General features: G+C 63.2%; 16 protein-coding genes. 7 read left to right on the plus strand and 9 right to left on the minus strand.

Features of this window, described 5'->3' with window-relative positions; genetic code table 11:
- Positions 1-26 precede the first annotated feature (26 nt).
- Positions 27-1,004 carry an ABC transporter substrate-binding protein gene (locus G4D79_RS06955; RefSeq protein WP_075834789.1) on the minus strand — a complete coding sequence of 326 codons (978 nt, stop codon included), beginning with the start codon at positions 1,002-1,004 and terminating at the stop codon, positions 27-29.
- A gap of 244 nt (positions 1,005-1,248) precedes the next feature.
- On the opposite strand from G4D79_RS06955, the gene G4D79_RS06960 reads away from it, so the two are divergent.
- The 3 genes from G4D79_RS06960 to G4D79_RS06970 are packed head-to-tail and all read left to right on the plus strand — an operon-like array spanning position 1,249 to position 5,147.
- On the plus strand, positions 1,249-2,802 hold the full coding sequence (locus G4D79_RS06960) for an MBL fold metallo-hydrolase (protein ID WP_003942885.1): 1,554 nt from the start codon (positions 1,249-1,251) through the stop codon (positions 2,800-2,802).
- 14 nt (positions 2,803-2,816) lie between these two features.
- Positions 2,817-3,482 carry a YoaK family protein gene (locus tag G4D79_RS06965; RefSeq protein WP_003943143.1) on the plus strand — a complete coding sequence of 222 codons (666 nt, stop codon included), beginning with the start codon at positions 2,817-2,819 and terminating at the stop codon, positions 3,480-3,482.
- A gap of 39 nt (positions 3,483-3,521) precedes the next feature.
- Positions 3,522-5,147 carry a sodium:proton antiporter gene (locus tag G4D79_RS06970; protein WP_099697198.1) on the plus strand — a complete coding sequence of 542 codons (1,626 nt, stop codon included), beginning with the start codon at positions 3,522-3,524 and terminating at the stop codon, positions 5,145-5,147.
- Here G4D79_RS06970 and G4D79_RS06975 read toward each other — a convergent pair whose 3' ends face one another.
- Positions 5,148-5,585 (minus strand): DUF2867 domain-containing protein, encoded by a 438-nt coding sequence (locus G4D79_RS06975; protein ID WP_007730272.1) that lies wholly within the window; start codon positions 5,583-5,585, stop codon positions 5,148-5,150.
- Positions 5,586-5,638: 53 nt separating this feature from the next.
- Between G4D79_RS06975 and G4D79_RS06980 the strand changes: the two genes are divergently transcribed.
- Together G4D79_RS06980 and G4D79_RS34935 are read left to right on the plus strand one after the other, a co-directional pair.
- On the plus strand, positions 5,639-6,211 hold the full coding sequence (locus G4D79_RS06980; protein WP_039973149.1) for a TetR/AcrR family transcriptional regulator: 573 nt from the start codon (positions 5,639-5,641) through the stop codon (positions 6,209-6,211).
- Positions 6,212-6,390: 179 nt separating this feature from the next.
- Positions 6,391-6,519, plus strand: a complete 129-nt coding sequence (locus G4D79_RS34935; RefSeq protein WP_003943237.1) for a hypothetical protein — start codon at positions 6,391-6,393, stop codon at positions 6,517-6,519.
- Between the two features lie 61 nt (positions 6,520-6,580).
- On the opposite strand, the gene G4D79_RS06985 is transcribed toward G4D79_RS34935, so the two are convergent.
- Positions 6,581-7,465, minus strand: a complete 885-nt coding sequence (locus G4D79_RS06985; RefSeq protein WP_042922879.1) for an SDR family oxidoreductase — start codon at positions 7,463-7,465, stop codon at positions 6,581-6,583.
- Between the two features lie 56 nt (positions 7,466-7,521).
- Here G4D79_RS06985 and G4D79_RS06990 point away from each other — a divergent pair, with 56 nt between their 5' ends.
- The gene (locus G4D79_RS06990; RefSeq protein ID WP_063315475.1) at positions 7,522-7,848 is read left to right on the plus strand and encodes a helix-turn-helix domain-containing protein; all 327 of its coding nucleotides are present in this window, start codon (positions 7,522-7,524) and stop codon (positions 7,846-7,848) included.
- An 8-nt stretch (positions 7,849-7,856) separates the two neighbouring features.
- Here the strand turns inward: G4D79_RS06990 and G4D79_RS06995 are convergent, their stop codons facing one another.
- The 6 genes from G4D79_RS06995 to G4D79_RS07020 form a co-directional block, all read right to left on the minus strand.
- A complete protein-coding gene (locus G4D79_RS06995) occupies positions 7,857-8,918 on the minus strand; it encodes an alpha/beta hydrolase (RefSeq protein WP_081558884.1) in 1,062 nt (353 codons plus the stop codon).
- Between the two features lie 83 nt (positions 8,919-9,001).
- Positions 9,002-10,471, minus strand: a complete 1,470-nt coding sequence (locus tag G4D79_RS07000; protein ID WP_214514228.1) for a cellulase family glycosylhydrolase — start codon at positions 10,469-10,471, stop codon at positions 9,002-9,004.
- Between the two features lie 80 nt (positions 10,472-10,551).
- Complete coding sequence (locus tag G4D79_RS07005) at positions 10,552-12,675, minus strand: phosphocholine-specific phospholipase C (RefSeq protein WP_099697197.1); 2,124 nt, start codon at positions 12,673-12,675, stop codon at positions 10,552-10,554.
- A 104-nt stretch (positions 12,676-12,779) separates the two neighbouring features.
- A complete protein-coding gene (locus G4D79_RS07010; protein ID WP_099697196.1) occupies positions 12,780-14,525 on the minus strand; it encodes an Ig-like domain-containing protein in 1,746 nt (581 codons plus the stop codon).
- Between the two features lie 29 nt (positions 14,526-14,554).
- The gene (locus G4D79_RS07015) at positions 14,555-15,697 is read right to left on the minus strand and encodes an Ig-like domain-containing protein (protein ID WP_042451633.1); all 1,143 of its coding nucleotides are present in this window, start codon (positions 15,695-15,697) and stop codon (positions 14,555-14,557) included.
- A 269-nt stretch (positions 15,698-15,966) separates the two neighbouring features.
- Entirely contained in the window at positions 15,967-17,904 is a 1,938-nt protein-coding gene (locus G4D79_RS07020) for an O-acetyl-ADP-ribose deacetylase (protein WP_099697195.1), read from the minus strand.
- A gap of 78 nt (positions 17,905-17,982) precedes the next feature.
- On the opposite strand from G4D79_RS07020, the gene G4D79_RS07025 reads away from it, so the two are divergent.
- Positions 17,983-18,663 (plus strand): NUDIX hydrolase, encoded by a 681-nt coding sequence (locus G4D79_RS07025; RefSeq protein WP_003943269.1) that lies wholly within the window; start codon positions 17,983-17,985, stop codon positions 18,661-18,663.
- Positions 18,664-18,666 lie beyond the last annotated feature (3 nt).

Consider the following 18,666-nt stretch of genomic DNA (forward strand, 5'->3'; position numbering starts at 1 on the left):
CCCGTCGGGCTGACGAAGGACAGGTTCTACCGCTTGACCCCGGCCGCCAAGTCGTCGACGAGAACCTTGGCGGTCAAGGCGTATCCCGCGGCCTTGTAGTAGTCGAAGGGAATCACTCGACCAGCCTGCGCGGCGGGCAGACGCTGCCACGTCGGCGAGGTGTACACGCTGCCGGAGGCGCTGCGATCCAAGGCGAAGATGACGTCGGCTTCTTCGAGACGGTTGAACTGCTCCGACCCGAGCATCACGCGAAGGTCGGGGCCTTCACGGAGCACCTCGAATCCCAGGTCCTCGGCGACGGCGGTGCGGAAATCGTTCTGGAACCACGCGATCTGATCCTCCGCGGCGGCGACGAAGGCAACCTTCTTGCCGGCCATCAGCGGTTCGACGGTCGGGCGGACCTGAGCTACATGGGCGTCGTACTCGGCGAGTACTTCTTCGGCGCGATCGCTGCGCCCGATGCCGGTGAGGAAGTCCGACATGACCTTCCGCCATTCCGGGGTGAAGTCCTTGCCGACGGGCAGGACCGGTGCGATCTGCTGCATCCGGTCGTTGCCGTACGACCCGGTGTCCCACCAGCCTGCGCTGAGGACGAGAAGGTCTGCGCCGAGGGTCGAGATGTATTCGAAGTTGGGATCGGAAGCACCTTCGGCGAAGATCTCGACACCCGTGGCATCCGGGACCTCACGGCGCAGGTGTTCGGCGGCGCCGGTCGGGTAGGCGGTCACCGGGTATCCGGCGAGGATCGACAATTCGAGGCCGTCCCGTGGATCGAGGGCAACGACGTTCTGCGGGTCCGTCGGAATGATCAGCTTCTCGTCGCCGCGCGTGAACTCGAAGGTCTCCGCGTTGTCGGGCGTCGAACTTTCCGTGCTGCTGCAGGCGGCGAGTAACGCGGCCGCAGCGACGCCCGCGCCGACGCCGAAGAAACCGCGTCGCGTCAGGTTGTCCACGATCGCCCAGTAGTCGCGATCGGTCGTGGAGGGAGAAAGGAGTCGAGTCATGCTTGTTAGGTTAGCCTTAGGGGCTGTCTTCGGGAATGCTGAAACAGCTCCCGCGAACGCCAAGAAATACGGCGAACACGCCAGCACAGAGAGTGTTGTCCGCGTCACCGGCAGGTCTGATTCACAACCCACTTTCGACCTCTGACGTGCATGACGTCACAACCGGCCGCCTCCTCGATCGCGATTTGGCCCTGATCGCGCCGACTATGCTGAGTTGACCAGCAGTACGATTTCGGAGGTTGCAATGCAGATCACCAGCGTCGGCCACGCAGGATTTCACATCCAGACCGAGGCCGGATCCATCCTGTGTGATCCATGGGTGACCCCGACGTATTTTGCGTCCTGGGTGCCGTTCCCCGACAACACAGAGTTGGACTGGGACGCGCTGGGCAACTGCGACTACCTTTACGTCTCGCACCTGCACAAGGACCACTTCGATCCGAAGAATCTGATCGCGCACGTCAACAAGGACGCCACAGTCCTGCTCCCCGATTACCCGGTGCCGGACCTCAAGCGTGAACTCGAGAAGCTCGGCTTCCACAAGTTCTTCGAGACGGAAGACTCCGTCAAGCACACCGTCAGCGGTCCCAAGGGCGATCTCGACATCATGATCATCGCTCTGCGCGCTCCCGCGGACGGTCCGATCGGTGACTCGGGCCTCGTCGTCTCGGACGGGGAAACCACCTGTTTCAACATGAACGACGCCAGGCCCGTCGACCTGGACCCGCTGACCGACGCCTTCGGGAAGGTCGACATCCATCTGCTGCAGTACTCGGGCGCGATCTGGTACCCGATGGTCTACGACATCCCGAAGGGCACCAAGCGCAACTTCGGCAAGCAGAAGCGTCAGCGCGGCATGGACCGCTGCCGCAACTACATCTCCCAGGTCGACGCTGCCTGGGTTGTCCCGTCGGCCGGCCCGCCGGTCTTCCTCGACGACGACCTGCGTTACCTCAACGACGATCACGGCGACGAGGGAAACATCTTCCCCGACCAGATCACGTTCCTCGAGCAGATGCGCATCAACGGCAACGATCGTGGTCTGCTGATGATCCCCGGCTCGGCCGTCGAACTTCGCGGAAGCGAGAAGGTCGCGCTGACGCATCCCATCCCGGACGCAGACGTCGACAAGATCTTCTCCAACAAGGCCGAGTACATCGAGAAGATGGCGCAGAAGATGGCACCGGTCATCGCCGCGCAGAAGGCCACGTGGGCTCCGGCCGAAGGCGAGCCGCTGCTCGACGGTCTCAAGGCCAAGTTCGAGCCGATCATGGCTCAGTCCGATCTGATCTGCGACGGAATCGGCTACCCCGTCGGACTCGTGATGGGAGAGGAGACGGTCGTCCTCGACTTCCCGAAGCGGATCGTTCGTGAGCCCATCGACGGAGAAGGCAAGTACCGCTACGGCTTCCGCATCGCTCCCGAACTGGTTCGCACCGTTCTGCGCGACGACGAGCCCGACTGGGTCAACACCATCTTCCTGTCGACACGCTTCACGGCGTGGCGCATCGGTGGGTACAACGAATTCCTCTACACGTTCTTCAAGTGCCTCACCGACGAGCGCATCGCGTACGCCGACGGCTGGTTCGCCGAGGCCCACGACGACAGCGCGTCTATCGAGTTGGGCGGGTACGAGATTCAGCGTCGTTGCCCCCACCTCAAGGCGGACCTGTCGAAGTTCGGTGTTGTCGACGGCACCAACCTCACCTGCGATCTGCACGGCTGGCAGTGGGATCTCGAGACCGGCCGCTGCAAGACGTCCAAGGGCCACGAGCTGCGCACCAGCAAGCTGAGCTGAACCGAGCTCGTCGGGTGACGGGATACAGCAGGTCGCTGATCGGCCTGGCGACAGCGCTCGCCGGGTTGGCCGGTTACGTCGACGCGCTCGGATTCATCACGCTCGGTGGGCCTTTCGTTTCGTTCATGAGCGGCAACATGACGCAGGCGAGCGTCGCATTTGCCGACGGGGTGTGGTCGACCGCGAGAGTTGCCGGCGGAATCATCGTGCTCTTCCTCCTGGGAATCGCGCTGGGAACCGTCGTCACCCACTTCACGGAGCGCTATTCGGTCCGGGCTCGCAAGGTCACGGTGCTCGCGGTTGTAGCCGGGCTGCTGTCCATCGGTTCGGTGATGAGCAGCCTCGACGTCACCCCCGGCGCGATCTCGGCGATGGCCTTGGCGATGGGAGCCGTCAACTCGGTGTTCCAGCGCGACGGCGAGGTGACGATCGGTGTCACGTACATGACCGGTGCGCTGGTCAAGATGGGCCAGCGTCTGACCGGAGCCTTTCTGGGTGGCCCGAAGTGGGCGTGGCTGCAGCACTTCGGGATGTGCGCGGGGTTGATCGCGGGCGCGGTGGTCGGTGCGCTCGTTCATCGGTGGATCGGTCTTCACGCTCTGTGGCCCGCATCGGCGTTCACGGTTGTTCTGATCGCCGTTGCCTGGCAGGTCTCGCCCCCGTCTCCGGCAAAGGTGTAGAAAGAGCCAGACACAAATCCGGGGGTACAGGGGGAAGCAGTGGATGCTCTGATCATCGTGGTGCTCGGACTGCTCGGAATCGTCGCGGCCTCGACGCTCGGAGCGCGGATCGGAGTCGCAGCACCGTTGATTCTGGTGATGGCCGGGATCGTTGTCAGCCTCCTACCATTTGTCCCAGCAGTGGACATCGACCCGGAATGGATTCTGGCAGGCGTGCTTCCGACACTGCTGTACTCCGCCTCGGTCTCGATGCCGTCGATGGAGTTTCGGCGTGAGTTCGGTGCCATCGGTGGGCTTTCCGTTCTGCTCGTGGTCGTGAGTGCGCTTGTTCTCGGTGTGTTCTTCTCCTGGGTGATACCAGGACTCGGTATCTGGTGGGGCATTGCACTCGGTGCGATCGTGAGCCCGACGGATGCCGTCGCGACGTCCATCGTCAAGAAACTCCCGGTCTCGCCGCGGGTGGTGTCGATCCTCGAAGGCGAAAGCCTGCTCAACGACGCCACCGCTCTGGTCCTGTTGCGTACTGCCATCGCCGGGGCCGCCGCATCGGTGTCGCTGTGGAGTGTGTTGGGCAAGTTCGCTTTTGCCGTCGTCGTGGCCGCGGTCATCGGAGTTGTCGTCGGCAAGGTCAACCTGATGGTTCGCGCCCGTGTCACCGATTCGACGGTCAACACGGTCATCTCGTTCACGGTGCCGTTTCTGGCGGCGATCCCCGCCGAAGAGTTGGGTGCGTCAGGGTTGGTTGCTGCCGTCGTGGCCGGGCTCGTCACCGGCTACGACGCTCCTCGGAAGCTGTCACCGCGACACCGGTTGTCCGACTCCCAGAACTGGCGCACAGTCGAATTGGTCCTCGAAGGTGCGATCTTCCTGGTGATGGGCCTTGAACTCTCGTCGATAGTCGACGATGTCCGGGTCGACCACGAGGGCATATCCACGGCGGTCTTCGTGGCGGCGGGTGCACTGTTCCTCACGATCTTGGTGCGGGCTCTGTACGTGGCCCCGCTCCTGCGAGCGCTCCAAGCGCGGGCGAATTTTCGTGAACGCATGAAACCCAGACTCTCCGACATCGCGAATCGCCTCGACAATCCCGAGGATTACCCGCCAGACGAACGACGCAGCAGGCGCCGGGCACCTTCGGCGAATCAGATGGAAAGGTTCAAGGTTCGGGTTCGGCGGACGGTTGCCGATATCGACTACTACCTTGCTGCGCCGTTGGGATGGCGTGAAGGCACGATCGTCATCTGGGCCGGCATGCGCGGGGCGGTCACTCTGGCTGCAGCGCAGACTCTGCCGGAAGACACCCCGAGTCGATCGCTCCTGATCTTGGTTGCGTTCCTGGTGGCAGCAGGCTCGTTGATCCTTCAGGGAGGAACGTTGAAGCGCGTCGTAGTGGCGACCGGTCCGGCAGCGCAGGACCTCACCGAATCCGAACTAGACGAGCATCGCAGGTTGCTCGACCTCCTCGAAGATGCTGCTGCGAGTGTCGTTCCGCCAGAGGGTCGGTCGAAGAAGAGGATCCGCCTCGACGTGATCGACGCGCAGCGTCAGGCACTGCTCGACGCACGTGACGATGGCGTGTTCGACGCACGGATGCTCGGATCGGCACTTGCCGCGCTGGATGCCGATCAGATCAGCCTCGAACTCAAGGGCGGTCCGGACGGTTGATCACGTGCACAGTCTCTTTCGAGCGGACGTCATCATTGCCCGCGTGATCACGCCGTGCAGTACCTGAACGGGTGCGAAGTAGATTCGGCCCGCGCGGTTCTTCAGCTCCACGGCGGTGACGACGTGCAGGAGGCCGGCGTCGTTGTCGGCCTGAACCGAGGCGACGAATCGTAGGTGTTTCTCGTCCGCTTCGATGAGGGCCTCGCCGTCGGCGATCTTGTCGACGGCAAAGGTGTCGGGGCGTCCCTTGGCGATGCCGAGCAGTCCGACTATCCGCTCCCTGAGCCAGAACATCGCGAGGACGGGTGCGGGGACATTCCTGACGTCGAAGACTGCCTGCGCCCACTCCTCGGATGTATGGGTCGGAACAGACGGGATGGTGATCGTGGTGGCTTCTGCCCAGTCCGGTGCAGGCATTGCCTTGAAAGCGAGTGTCATTTCGTCCTCCGTACGGTGCCGTATGGAACTTACCCATACGGTACCGTACGGAGGTGCCGAATGCCCGCGCCCGACTCTCTCGCGACCAGTGGATCGATGCAGCTTTCCAGGCTCTGACAAGCCATGGGCCTGATGCAGTTGCAGTCGAAAAGGTGGCGCGCACGCTCGGATCGACCAAGGGTTCCTTTTATTGGCACTTCGCCAACCGCGACGAATTGCTGCAAGCTGCGCTCGGCCGGTGGGAAGTTTTGGCAACCGAGAGACTGATCTCCTCCGTCGAGTCCTCTGGTGAACCGGCGGAGGTGAGGTTGCGTCGTCTGGTGGATTCGGTCACGACCGGATTGGCCGGTCGCCGTGCGGAGTTGGAACTGCTTGCCGGGATCGGCCATCCTTTGGTTTCGGCGGCGGTTCGACGTGTCACCGAGCGTCGAGTTACCTACATCGTGACGTTGTTGGTCGATCTGGGGATGGACAGGCAGAAAGCGGAACATCGTGGCGTACTTGCCTATTCGATGTACCTGGGGCAGATGCAATTGGTACACAGTGCGCCCGATGTGGTTCCTGGCAGCGGTGCGGACGCTCAGGCGCTCGCCGACGAGTTCGTGAACATGGTTCTGGCCAGGTAAGTTCGCCGTCGAACGCAGCGTGATCTGCGCATCACCCTGCGCTTTCAGGTGAGGGACCACACATTGCGCGTAACCCACAGTTACAGATACTTTGAGGTCAGCTGAAGTGGGGTGCCGGATATGTCGACATTTCCCGGAGGCGCAAAACCGTTTCACGACAGGAAGAAAGGTGACTCACCATGAGCGTTGTGCTTATTTCGTTGCTGGTCGCCGCTGGACTCACCGTGCTGGCCACCAGTGACGGTGCCGGTCTGGACTTCGGGAGTCGGCAGCTGAACCGCCAGTTGAAGACCCGCACGCACCGGTAACCCCGGAAATCGGCCGGCTCCACGCGATACTTCGCGGAGCCGGCCGTTTGCGTTGTTCCGGTCAGTTCACTCCGAGATCTACCAGCCAGGCCCGGGGGCTGCGGGCGACGATGCCCAAGGCAACGGCAGAACCCGTCGCGGAGTCGAACGCGACGCTGTCGGCAGATTCGAGCCCCGTGTAGAGCTGGGAAACCCCGGCTGCTGCGCCCGCTCCGATGATCGGCGCAATCGACGCACCGAAGGCGTCGGGCGTCACGGCTTCGAAAGTTACCGCGCGCGAGAAGTGTTCGGCGAATGCCTCGGCCAGTTCGATGCCGGTGATCGCCGGAATCTGTCCGATGTCGACCGCGTCCGGTGCTACGTCGAGAGTCAGGGCCGCAACGGCTGCATCAGCGACGTCGAGATGTGAACTCCATGCGACCGCGAGATCGGCACGTAGTGGGTAACGCAGGACCCCTTCGTCTTTCACCCCCGACAGCACGGTGGGCAGAAGAAGATTCTCGAGGAACAAACGCGGGGTCAGGACGGTCACCGCGATACCTTCGGCGCGGAGTCCGTCGACGAGCTCGGAGAGAACGGGTGTGTTGGGACCGGCAAGCGGCGAAGTAGCGTCGCCGGTCACCGTGCCGCTGGTAGAGATCACGAACCGCGAAGGACCTGTCACTCTTGCTGCTGCCAGAACGTTGTGGGCGTAACCAGCTAGCGTCTCGGTGTCGCCGGCGAGTGGCAGGTGGAAGAACACCCCGTCTACCCCGCGATAAGCGTCGGCGAGAGAGTCGGCTGACGCATTGTCCGCGACGACGGTGTTCGCACCCTCGAACGTCTGGTCGGGGTTGCGGGTGATTGCTCGGACTTCGGCACCTGTCGATCCGGCGAGAGCCGCGACCAATCCCGCGAGAACGGGAGAACCCTGTGCGCCGGTGGCGCCATGCACTGTGTAAGTCATGACGCCTATAGTTCAGATTGGGAACCAGTTACTTCAAGTGAACTAATGGGGAATCGATGAGTGAATCAGGTCACGTGCTTCCGGAGTGCGGCGTCGCGCGCTTTCTGCTGGTTCTGGACGGACCGTGGGCAACGCTGATCGTTCGTGAGCTCACGCACGGCCCGATGCGCTTCACGGAACTACGACGCGCATTGCCCGGCATCAGTCCCAGGACACTGTCCACCAGACTCAAGCGATTCGAGGAGTTCGATCTGGTGACCCGGACTGCCTACGCCGAGGTGCCGCCGCGAGTGGAGTACGAACTCACCGCGACGGGGATGGAACTGCGCTCCGTGCTCGAAGCGATGGTCGAGTGGGCGGATCTGGCACTCCCCGTTTCGTGACCCTGCCCTCAGTGCGGGCCCGAAAGTCCAACCCGCAGAGCGCCGCAGGCCTCGAACATCGCATCTTGACCGGTATGGCCGACACCGGTGGTGTTGACGAAGGCATGGATCAATCCATTGTGACGCCTGAGTGCAACCGGGACTCCGGCCTCTCGCAGCCTGTTCGCGTATTCCTCACCCTCGTCGCGTAGTGGGTCGAAACCGGCGACGGCAACGTACGCGGGCGGTAGGCCGGCCAGGTCCGGAGTGAGCAGCGGGGAGACTCGCGGGTCGAGGGCCGAAGCGCCGCCCGACAGGTAATGGGCCGCATACCAGTCGAGTTGGGCGTCGGTGAGAAAGAAGTCGGTGCCGAACATCTTGTGCGAAGGGCGCTTCGACGAAAGGTCCACCCAGGGAAAGAAGAGTAGCTGAAATGCGGGCTTGACGTCGTCTTCGATCGTGGACTGCGCGACGACGGCAGCCAAGTTCCCACCCGCGCTGTCTCCGCCTACCGCAATGGATTTCGGATCTGCTCCCAGATCTGTGGCATGTTCGACGCAGTACCGGAATGCGGCGACGGCGTCATCGACCCCGGCGGGGAAGGGGAACTCCGGTGCTAACCGGTAGTCCACCGACAGCACACTGATCTCGCCGTGGCGGGCCAGGAAGCGGCACACACTGTCGCCGCTCTCGAGGCTGCCGAGGACGAACCCGCCGCCGTGGAAGTACACCAAAAGTGGAGCGGGCGTTGAGACTCCGGCCGGGCGATACAGCCGAGCCGGAATCGCGTGATCCCCGGCCGGGATCTCGAGGTCACGTACCGTCTCGATGTCGATGGGCGTACCGCCGAACAGTCGCGATTCGGCGTCGATCTGAGCCCGTCCCTCTTCGACCGGAAGATGCTCGAAGCTCGTACCTTCGACCGCTGAGAGCAATCTCAGCGCAAGCTGGATCTCGGGGTGCAGAGTCTGCCCGTCGATCTCCTTCGGCTTGCCACCGAGAATGCGCTGCGCGCCGGTCGGTAAGGCGCCGACGACATCGAGCACCACCCGCGCAAAACGATCTTGGACAGACATCTTCTCCGTGGACATACTCGCCTTCCGTCGGCCGATCACCCGTCGCTTGTACGTTACGAAAGAACCGGACAAATATCCAGGAATCTCGACGCTCGCGATCAGCTTGCCGGCGTCACCGTGACCGTGACGGGGCCCGCGTCGTCCGCGGTTTCCACTGTGAGAAGACGGCTTTGGGGGTTCCAGTTCACGATGTCGGCGCCCGCGACGTCGACGCCGCCGGGAAAGCCGCTTTCGGGTAGGTAGATCTCGGTCGGTGCCGTTACCGCGGGGTTCGGGGTGAACGTCAGCTGAAGGCGGTCAACGGTCGAGGACCATTCGGTGGGTGTGCCCGCGACGGCACGCGGATACGGCTTGTTCAGGGTGTCGACGAGGAGTGTCTGCGATCCGTCCGGCAGGTACGGGCCCCAAGGACCTGGATCACTGGACCAGTAGGAGACACCCGCGCCGAGTTCTCGGGCGGTCGTGTAGACGCGGTCGATGTAGTCGGTTGCGCCGGGCAGTGTTGTGTCGAGCCCGAATTCGCCGAGAATGATCGGAACGCCGCCGAGTACGTTGCCTGCGATGTGTTCGACGCTGTCGCGCCAGGTGTCGATGGTCGCGTCGGTGAGTGTGCGTGAGAGACCGGAGTATCCGTCACCGAGGTCGAGGGGCAGCGGGTACAGGTGTGGGCAGTAGGCGATTCGCTGTTCGCCGGCTCGTGGGTCGTTGATCTTCGTGAGTCCGCTGGGGACACCTTGGTTGACGCCGACTGCCTGCGGGGCCACACACACCCAGCTGTCCTGATCAACTTCCCTGATGGCGTTGGTGGTTCGCTGATACAGGGCAGCGAGGGGCCCACCTTCGAAGGCGGGGCCTTGGAGGGAACCGCCCCACGGCTCGTTCATCAGGTCGTATGCCACGACGGTGTCATTGCCTGCAAAACGTTCGGCCACCGCCTGCCAGGCGTTCGCGTAGTGCTCGACCAGTTCGGGGTGTTGGCCGGTGGTGTTCCAGAAGTTGTCGAATGCGCGCATCACGCCGGGTTGGATGTAGTACAGCTCCCAGCGGTCTTGAGGGCTGACCGGAAGGCCGTCCATGTAGGTCGCCCAGGCCGGTGCGCCGTTGCCGATGTTGCCGGCGCCGTTGCCGCTGTTGCCCTCTGGTGTGATCGCGCCGGAGTAGACGTCCTGATGCATGTCGAGCATGACCTTGTACCCGCGTTCGGCGTACCAGCTGACCCGGTCCTCGACGCGGTCCAGATATTTCTGGTCGTACTGTCCCGGCTCTGGCTCCACCGAACGCCAGGAGATCAGGAAACGCACGAAATTTGTTCCCATGTCGGCATGTTCGCGCTCGAGATCGGCTTCGGTGAACTTCGGCATGCCGTCGGGTGCGCTTTTTGCGCTCGACGCCGTGTTGAACCCTTGCAGGATCAAGGAGCGCCCGGCGTCGTCGGTCAGGTACGACGGTGGCACCGACGTGCCATCGGCGCTCTCCGACGTGGGCAGGCTGCCCTGAGCCGCGGCAATTCCGCCGCCCAGTATCAGTGAGCCCGCGACTATCAGTGCTGAGAGCGGGATACGACGCACGGAAACTCCTTCTGGGTGTGTGGATGGATTGACTTGTCCGAATGGGGATTCGGCCCTGGGCTTGAACGCTCGGTGTCGATTCACGTCGGTTGGCTTACACTGGTCCGCCCGTTTTCGATGTGTCCGACGAGCACGCGCTTGAATTCAGGATCTTCGTCGACCGTCACGGCGGCCTGATACCAGCCGTCCACCGAACGCACCGTCCACTGAGAGTGTGCACCGGCAGCGAGTTTGCGTCGGTTTCCGTCCACATTGACCGTCAGTGCACGACTTCCGGAATTGGTCGCCGTCAGTACAAGCGTGCGCGTCCCTGCGTCGACAGTTGTCGAGACGTCGAGCGAAGCTGCCGCACTGTCTGTAGCTCCGCTGAACTCGCGCCTGAAACCGTTGGGACCCAACAGGGTCAGGCTGTAGACGCGATCACTGAGCGCAACGGTGTCATCGACCTCACCCAGGAGGTCGTAATGCCGTGGCTCGTCGAACTCACCTGCGTACGGGTACAAGGCCAGGTGCGTTGATGCGGCGCCGGTATTGGCCAGATGGACCGCCAACGAGCCGGTTTCCGGGTTCACCGTCGTGTAGGCGTCGGGTTGATAGGGAAGGGCCCGTGCTGGTCGAGTGCCGCTTTCCTGCAGGGGCATTCTCTGTTCGGTGGGCGGGGTCGGTGTCCACCGCGGTTCCAGCGGCGGAGTGGGTTGCGGGCGAGCCAAAGTCGGTCGGCTGCGCGGGTTGGCGAAGTCGAACGCCGACGTCAGGTCGCCACTCACCGTGCGTCGCCACGGGTCGATTTCCGGTTGCGTGATTCCGAACCGCGTCTCCAGGAACTGCGTGACGGACGTGTGGTCGAACACCTGCGAACAAACGAAACCGCCAACAGTCCACGGCGAGATGATCGTCATCGGCACCCGCGGGCCGAGACCGAGCGGCTGATTGCCGACCCATTCGGTTTCGACCGAGCGCGGTGGTCGAGGTGGCGGTACATGGTCGAAGTACCCGTCGTTCTCGTCGAAGTTGACGATCACGGCCGTCTTCGCCCACAGATCGGGATCGGAGGCGACGGCGTCGAGCACTTGATAGAGCAGTGTTGCGCTCGCCGCAGGTGACGAACCCGATGGATGCTCCGAATCCACCTCGGACGGAACGAGATAACTGACTTGCGGCAGTCGGCCCGACTCGACGTCCTTCCTGAACTCGGCGGCCAGTGTGCCGGGCCGGGATCGGTACAGTGCGCGATCGTAGAGTTGGCGATCAGCGGGCGACAGTTGGTCTGCAGCATTCTCGAGGGCCAGTACCGCTGCTTCCTGGACCGGCGCCGGCATCGACGGCAGGGCGAGATAGAACCCGGCCAAGGTCTGCAGTTCGTAGGGGAGCAGGCTTGGCCGGCCAAGCAGCCCTGCCGCCACTTTCTTGAAGGCAGTGAAGTATTCGAGGTTGTTGTCTCCGAAGTTGTCCCACTCCTGGTAGGTCTTCCAGGAAATGCCGGCGGACTGCAACCGCTCGGGAACCGTCGTCCATCCGTAGCCGGCGTGCCAGGGGTTGTAGGCCGCATTGGTTACAGCTCTTCCCTCGGGGCCGGGCGGATCCGAAGGCAGGACCGACTCGGTCGGATTGGGCGAAAGTGGCTCGTATCCGGTGTATCCAGAGACCCAATAGTTCCGGTTGGGGCTCGTCGATGTCGGTACGGAGCAGTGGTAGGCGTCGCAGATCGTGAACGCGTCCGCCAGTTCGTAGTGAAAGGGAATGTCTTGCCGGTCGTAGTAGGCCATCGTCGTGCCGGTTTTTGCCGCGATCCAACCGTCGTGCCAGCCGTCGGCGAGTGCGGCATGTCCGCCCGCCCAGCTGTGGTCGAGTCCGGTCACGTTCTGGGTGTCCATGCGTTGCGCCGCAGCCGAATCGCGGATAGGGAAGGGGAGCACAGGACCGGTAGGCCCGGGTTGTTCGAAGACGCTGTGGCCGCCGCGCAGACGCAGCGCATTCGGATCCCCGAATCCGCGAACACCCCTCAGTGCGCCGTAGTAGTGATCGAAAGATCGGTTCTCCTGCATGACGAGGACTACATGCTCGATCGAATCGAGCCCGCCGGAGTTTGCGGGTGTCGCCAGTACACGTTGAAGCGACGGCGGCAGAAGGGAAGTAGCGGCGACTGCAGTTGCACCGACCCCGGCGGCGAGAAACGACCGTCGAGAAAGAGAGTTCCTGGACACTTGTGCTCCATCGATAAATCAATCAGTTCTATGACCACGGCCGCGACATGCTGCTGCCGCTGCTCCGAATCGGTGCAGCGGCAACAGTGTCGAGAAGAATTCGATCAGGAACCGAAGAGACCGCCCAGTGAACCGAGGCTGCCCGAACCGCCGTTCCCGCCGTCGTCAGGCGCAGCAGAAACCTTGACGACGGATTCGTCCGACGCGGACTGTGTGAATCCACTTCGCCCGGCGTATGACGCCTTGATCCGATGATCGCCCGTCGATGCGAAAGTGTGCGTCAGTCGCGCCACTCCATCGACTCCGACGACAACGGGCTGTCCGATGGGTTGGTCGCCGTCGTAGAACTGAACCGAGCCCCCGCCGGGGTTGGGGGTGACCGTCGCGGACAGTTCTGCCGCGACATTCTGCTTGGTCGTCGCGGGAGCTGCCAGTGAGGTCGAGGTGGTGACATCGGACGGTGCGGGATCAGACACGGTGACCGTTTGAGCGGGTGCCATCGACGGCATGAATCCTGTTGCACCGGAGTAGTAGGCCGAGACGGCATGAGATCCAGCCGAGGTGAAGGCATGTTCCAGAGTGGCTTTGCCGTCAGTGCCCACCGGGACCGGAGCGCCGATATCTGCAGCGCCGTCCTTGAACTGGAGAGTGCCACCGGTGGGTGTCGGCGTGACCTGCGCCCTCAGTGACACCGAAACGCCCGTCTTAGCATCGGTAGGAACGTTCACGGCAGTGTCGGTCTGCTTGACGACAGGTGCGGCAGTCACCGTCACCATCGCCTCGGTCGAGTTGGAACTCTGGAATCCGTTGACGCCCTGGAACGTTGCGGAGACCCGCGCGGTTCCGGCGGTGAAGAAGGTATGCGGTAGCCGGGCAGTGCCGTCGGCACCGGGCGTGACCGGTGTACCGACGTCGGCGCCGTCCACCCTGAACTGCACGTTTCCGTTGACCGGAGCCGGATCCACCTTTGCGACAAGCTCGGTCGGTGTGCTGGCTTGGATCGAGCCGGGCATCTGGATTGTGGTGGTTGTCGGTTGGCTGACGTAGATGGTGGTCAGGGCCTGCCCACCGGCGTTGAGGCCGGAGTTCCTGTTGTCCCGCGGGGAGCAGTTGTAGCGCTCCCAGTAGTTGACTGTGAAGACATCCTTTTCGCGCTGGACGAATGTGAGCGCATTTCGGTCGTCGTCGTAGTTGGCGGAACCGGGATCGGAAACCCTCAGCGAAGGCTTGATCTCGGTACCGGCCGCACCAGCTTTGACCGTGACGTCGACTGCGGGGAGTCGGAACTTGGTGTTGGCACCGACGATGATGCCGTCACTCGATCGAACTGCGGAGGACGGACCGTTTCCGGTGGTTCGATTCGATCCGGAGATACGCAGGTGCGTACCGGATGCCGATGGATTACCGCCGTCGTCGATCCGTGTGACTGTCGGAGTGGCACTGTCGGATCCGAGGCCGTACGCACTGTCCGCCACAAGCTGGGAACTCACGAATTCGACGCCGGACGGGATGTCGAAGTCGTACTTGATCCGGGCCCAATGCACGACTCCACGGCTGGCATGGCCGCCGCTGTTTGTCTTCATCTCGTTCGGCTGCACGCGGTAGGTGACGGTCTCACCTGGTGCCGCGGTGGTCGGCGCGGTGATGGTGACTCCCGAGCCGAGTGTCTCGTTGAACGTGATCGGGCTTGCCACACCGTCCATCTCGCGCACATGGCATGCAGTTGTGAAGGCCACGCTCTTGGTCTCGGGGGCAGCCGAGGCGATCCCGCCGCCGACGATGAAGAACAAGCCGCCGGCCAGTACCGAGACGGTTGCAATCGCAGAGCCGCGTAGGAGTTTCGAGTTCATCGTCGAATCCTGGTTTCTGTTCACAGTTTTTACGACCCGAATCCGGGGGTACCAAGGCTGCCGAGGCTACCGGTGCCAGGCTCGGGCTCGGACGGTTCGACGACGTTGATCGTCACGGCGCCCGACATCGACTCCATGAAACCGGCCGATCCCGTGTAGTACGCCGTGATGTTGTGGTCGCCCGCTGTTGTCATCGTGCGGTTGGCCTTCGCGACGCCGTTGACGACGGCCACCGGAGCGCCGAGGTCGACCCCTCCGTCACGGAACTGCACTGTTCCTCCCGACGGCCACGGAGTGACCGTTGCCGTCAGTTCCACGGAGTCACCGACGACGGCCTTACCGGGTGCGTCGATTCGCGTCTGTGTCTGAGCGAGGCTGGAGTCGACGTTGATCACGGCGAGCGGCCGGCCGCCGGCGTTCAATCCGGCCGAACGATTGTCGCGTGGTGAGCAATTGGTGGTCAGCCAGTATTTGACGCCGCCGAGCAGGGTCTCCTGCTGCAGGAAGGTCAGGTAGTTGGCGGCACTGTCGTAGGAACCCGAGTTGGAGTCGGACACGCGCAGCATGGGCTTGATCTGGGTGCCGACAGCCCCTGACGTGACGGTGACGTCGACTGCCGGGAGCTGGAACGTCTTTCCTCCACCGACCTCGATTCCGCCGCCGCCGTTGTCGTCGGTGTTGGGTCCGTTGCCCGCCGTGATGTTGTTGCCGGAGATACGAAGATGCGTCCCATTCGGATCGGGTGAACCGGCATCGTTCACCCGCGTGATCGTCGGGGCGACCCCACCCAGATTCGAGCTGGTGCCGGCCACGATCTGCGCCCCCACGTAGGAGGTGCCTGCGGGGATGTCGAAATCGAACTTGAGACGCGTCCAGTTCACGACGGACCTGAGGTCGTAACCGTCCTTGGGGACCGTCATCGGCTTGGGCGCGAGGCGGTATGTGAAGGTGGAGTTCGGCGGGACCACGGCCGGCGCACTGATCGTGACGCCGGAATCACGCGTCTCGTTGTGCGTGATCGGTCCGGGGAACTGCCACCCGTGGCACGATGCCGTGAACGGAAGGTCCACATCAGCGGCGGACGAGACTCCGGTTCCGCCGATCACGAGGGCAACGCATCCGGTCAACGACGCGGCCACCCCCACTCCTCGGCGCATCAACGTCGACACCATTCACATTCTCCTTGAGTAGCGCTCGACAAGATCGAGCTCTCGGCTTGAAGCCGGGTCCGGGAACCGGCCTCGAGCTGACAGAGAATCGAATACGTCTCGTCGTTTGCTCACCACCAGCTCAAACCCTGGAGAGGAGTAGAACACAGAGCGAGCCGCAGAATATGCGATTCGGACAAATTGTTGGACAAACGTCCAACCGGTGAAATTTCTCCACTTCTCCGACCGCTCTGCACTGCTTTAACGTGGCGTGAAGTGGGCCCGGTAAACGGTCAGGCGATCGCGCGGCGCATCAGGTCTGCCGTATCCTTGTTGAATGCGACCAGTGTGACCGTCTCGACCTCGGTCTTCGCCGCGCGAATCGCTGAAACGGCCTGTCGGACGGCATCTTCCTTCGGCCAGCCGTAGACCCCTGCCGAGATCAACGGAAAGGCGACGGTACGGGCGCCGATCGAGTCGGCCACGGCGAGGCTGCGGGTGTATGCCGACCGAAGCAGACCGGATCGGTCCTCGGAGCGCGAATACCTCGGGCCGACGGTGTGAATCACGGCCTTGGCGTGCAGCTTTCCGGCGGTGGTGGCTACGGCCGCACCCACCGGCAGGCCGTCGGGAAGGCTGGTGTTGCGCAATACCTCGCAAGCCTTCAGGATCTCCGGTCCCCCGGCACGGTGGATCGCGCCGTCGACACCGCCGCCGCCGAGGAGCCTGGAGTTGGCCGCATTGACGATGGCGTCGACGGTCAGCGTCGTGATGTCACCTTCGACGACTGTAATAGCGGGCATGGATCCTCCTGTGTATCCGACGGCTGTGTGTCCGACGGACGCGTTTCCGACTGCCGTGTTCCAGAGTTCACGCTTCGGGCGAGCCCACGGCATAGCCGAGCGTACGTCGTAGGGATCACGTCCGATCAACATCGAGTATCGCGCTGCAACCGACGGCGTGCGACTGTGCGCCTGAACGCAATGGAGGAGTACGCGCTTTCCCTCGGCCCGCAACGCCTGGACGGTGCGCGCTGCGTCGTCGAGAACGAACTCGAGGTTGGCGTTGGAATCGTGACCGTCGTCGACCAACCAGAACTCGACGTGATCAGGGGCGACCTGTCGTGTTCCCATGCGGCACAGGCTGACCACGGCGTCGTAGTCTGCAGTGGACACCGCATCGACGCCGCCGAGCATGACGCCGTCGTCGTGCGGGTGCGTCGTCAGGTGGTGGGTTCCGCGAAACCTCGAGTAGTCGAGTTCTGCCGTCGACGGCCATCCGTTCTTGTCGTCGGTACCGCCGCGAGCAGTCTTTATTGCCAGGCGAATCAGATCGGAGGAACGGTATCCCGGCCAGCCATGCATGATTCGGCGCCAACGGGCGGGAACCGCCGACGCTCCCCAGCGGGCGCCGAGGAGGCCACCCGCGATGGCCGCCGTCGTGTCGGTGTCCCCGCCGGCTCTTACTGCTGCTTCCAATGCGTACTGGAGGTGGCGAGCATCGCCATTGTCCGTGGAAGTGATTGCCCACCAAGCAGTCTGAAGTGCATGCACCACCCAACCGTTCTTGGAGAAGTCCTGCGGGTTCCCGGTTTCGGCCTGATCGAGCAGCGGGCCCCAGTATTCGGCGACGTCCTGATCGGCAACGGAGAGGAAGCCGCGAACACCGTCGAAGTTGCCGGAGACAACGGCATGGCGGATGGCATGGGTCCACAACTCGCACGCCTGTCCGGCACGCGGGTCGTCGTGCGTGAGTGAACTGATCCGGTGCGCTGCCGACCTGGCACCTTCTGCATCGTCCAAGTAGGAGAGGGCGACGGGAGCAGTCCGCATGAGCGAGCCGTTGCCGGCTTTGCGGCCGCTGATCGCCCGCACACGATCCGCCATCGCCGCTGCGCTTTCGGAGCGGACGGACAACACTGCTCGCGTCTGGTTGCCGATGTCCGCGGGCGTCGAGTCGTACCACCGGATGAACTGTGCTGCAATGGCATCGAGACCGTCAGCGCTTCCGATGTCGATTCCGGTAGCGGCCACCTCGGCGATCGCAACTGCCATCGAGGCGTCGTCGGTCCATTCTCCCGGAGCCCAGTCGAACGGGCCGCCACCGATCATGTCGATCGTGACCTCGGCCTTCGGGTAGGTGAATTCGTAGCCGGCGCCGAGTGCGTCTCCTGCTGCGGTGCCGAGCAGAACGCCGGCCGCTCGATCGGACTGCTGTGCGGTGAGTTTCATAGCCACCTCTTCGGTTCGCGATGATCGTTTGATCAACTTTGCGCTAACCATAGATCATGTTTGAGATAACATGCAAGGGTGAATAAATGGACAGACACGAGCGGCAAGGGATTGACGGACTATCCGCGTCCGTCTGTGGCAGTGGACGTCGCGGTGCTGACGTACAGCGGTGGATCTCTGAAAGTTCTGGTGGTTCGGCACCGTCTCGGTGCGCTGGCGCTACCGGGAACATTTCTGCACGAACGCGAATTGCTCACGGCTGCAGCCGATCGTGCCCTGTCGGTCAAGGCAGAGTTGGCCCAGACGAGCTTCCACCAGTTGGCGATCTTCGACCGACCGGACCGCGACGACCGTGGATGGGTTTTGTCGGTCGCACACACGGCTTGCCTACCGGAATCGGCACTGCCCGATTCGGCGCTTCTCGTCGATGTGTACGACGACGAGGCAGTGAGCGGACTCGCATTCGATCACGCCGACATGGTGCGACTCGCGGTCACGGACCTACGCACGAGGTATGCGTCGTACGTGGATCCGGACGGATTGTCGGGCGGGACGTTCACCGTCGCCGAACTTCGGGGACTCTACGAGGTGATCTTCGATCGTCCGTTCCAGAAGGACAGCTTCCGCCGGCAGGTGTTCGACGCGCTCGAAAGTACCGGCGAGATGAGCAGACCAGGTAACGGCCGACCCGCCGAGACGTACCGGAGGCGGGGTGACGGCGCACTGACTGCGCAGGCAATGGCATTTTTGACCGGATGAAGT

Origin of the sequence: Rhodococcus sp. WY5 (genome assembly GCF_018588185.1) — a bacterium.
Taxonomy (GTDB): domain Bacteria; phylum Actinomycetota; class Actinomycetes; order Mycobacteriales; family Mycobacteriaceae; genus Rhodococcus_F; species Rhodococcus_F qingshengii.

What these genes read in the sequence shown, in the direction of transcription:
- G4D79_RS06955 (WP_075834789.1), bottom strand. Translation starts at nt 1,004, where the DNA reads ATGACTCGACTCCTTTCTCCCTCCACGACCGATCGCGACTACTGGGCG.
- G4D79_RS06960 (WP_003942885.1), top strand. Translation starts at nt 1,249, where the DNA reads ATGCAGATCACCAGCGTCGGCCACGCAGGATTTCACATCCAGACCGAG.
- G4D79_RS06975 (WP_007730272.1), bottom strand. Translation starts at nt 5,585, where the DNA reads ATGACACTCGCTTTCAAGGCAATGCCTGCACCGGACTGGGCAGAAGCC.
- G4D79_RS34935 (WP_003943237.1), top strand. Translation starts at nt 6,391, where the DNA reads ATGAGCGTTGTGCTTATTTCGTTGCTGGTCGCCGCTGGACTCACCGTG.
- G4D79_RS06985 (WP_042922879.1), bottom strand. Translation starts at nt 7,465, where the DNA reads ATGACTTACACAGTGCATGGCGCCACCGGCGCACAGGGTTCTCCCGTT.
- G4D79_RS06990 (WP_063315475.1), top strand. Translation starts at nt 7,522, where the DNA reads ATGAGTGAATCAGGTCACGTGCTTCCGGAGTGCGGCGTCGCGCGCTTT.
- G4D79_RS06995 (WP_081558884.1), bottom strand. Translation starts at nt 8,918, where the DNA reads ATGTCCACGGAGAAGATGTCTGTCCAAGATCGTTTTGCGCGGGTGGTG.
- G4D79_RS07010 (WP_099697196.1), bottom strand. Translation starts at nt 14,525, where the DNA reads ATGAACTCGAAACTCCTACGCGGCTCTGCGATTGCAACCGTCTCGGTA.
- G4D79_RS07015 (WP_042451633.1), bottom strand. Translation starts at nt 15,697, where the DNA reads ATGGTGTCGACGTTGATGCGCCGAGGAGTGGGGGTGGCCGCGTCGTTG.
- G4D79_RS07020 (WP_099697195.1), bottom strand. Translation starts at nt 17,904, where the DNA reads ATGAAACTCACCGCACAGCAGTCCGATCGAGCGGCCGGCGTTCTGCTC.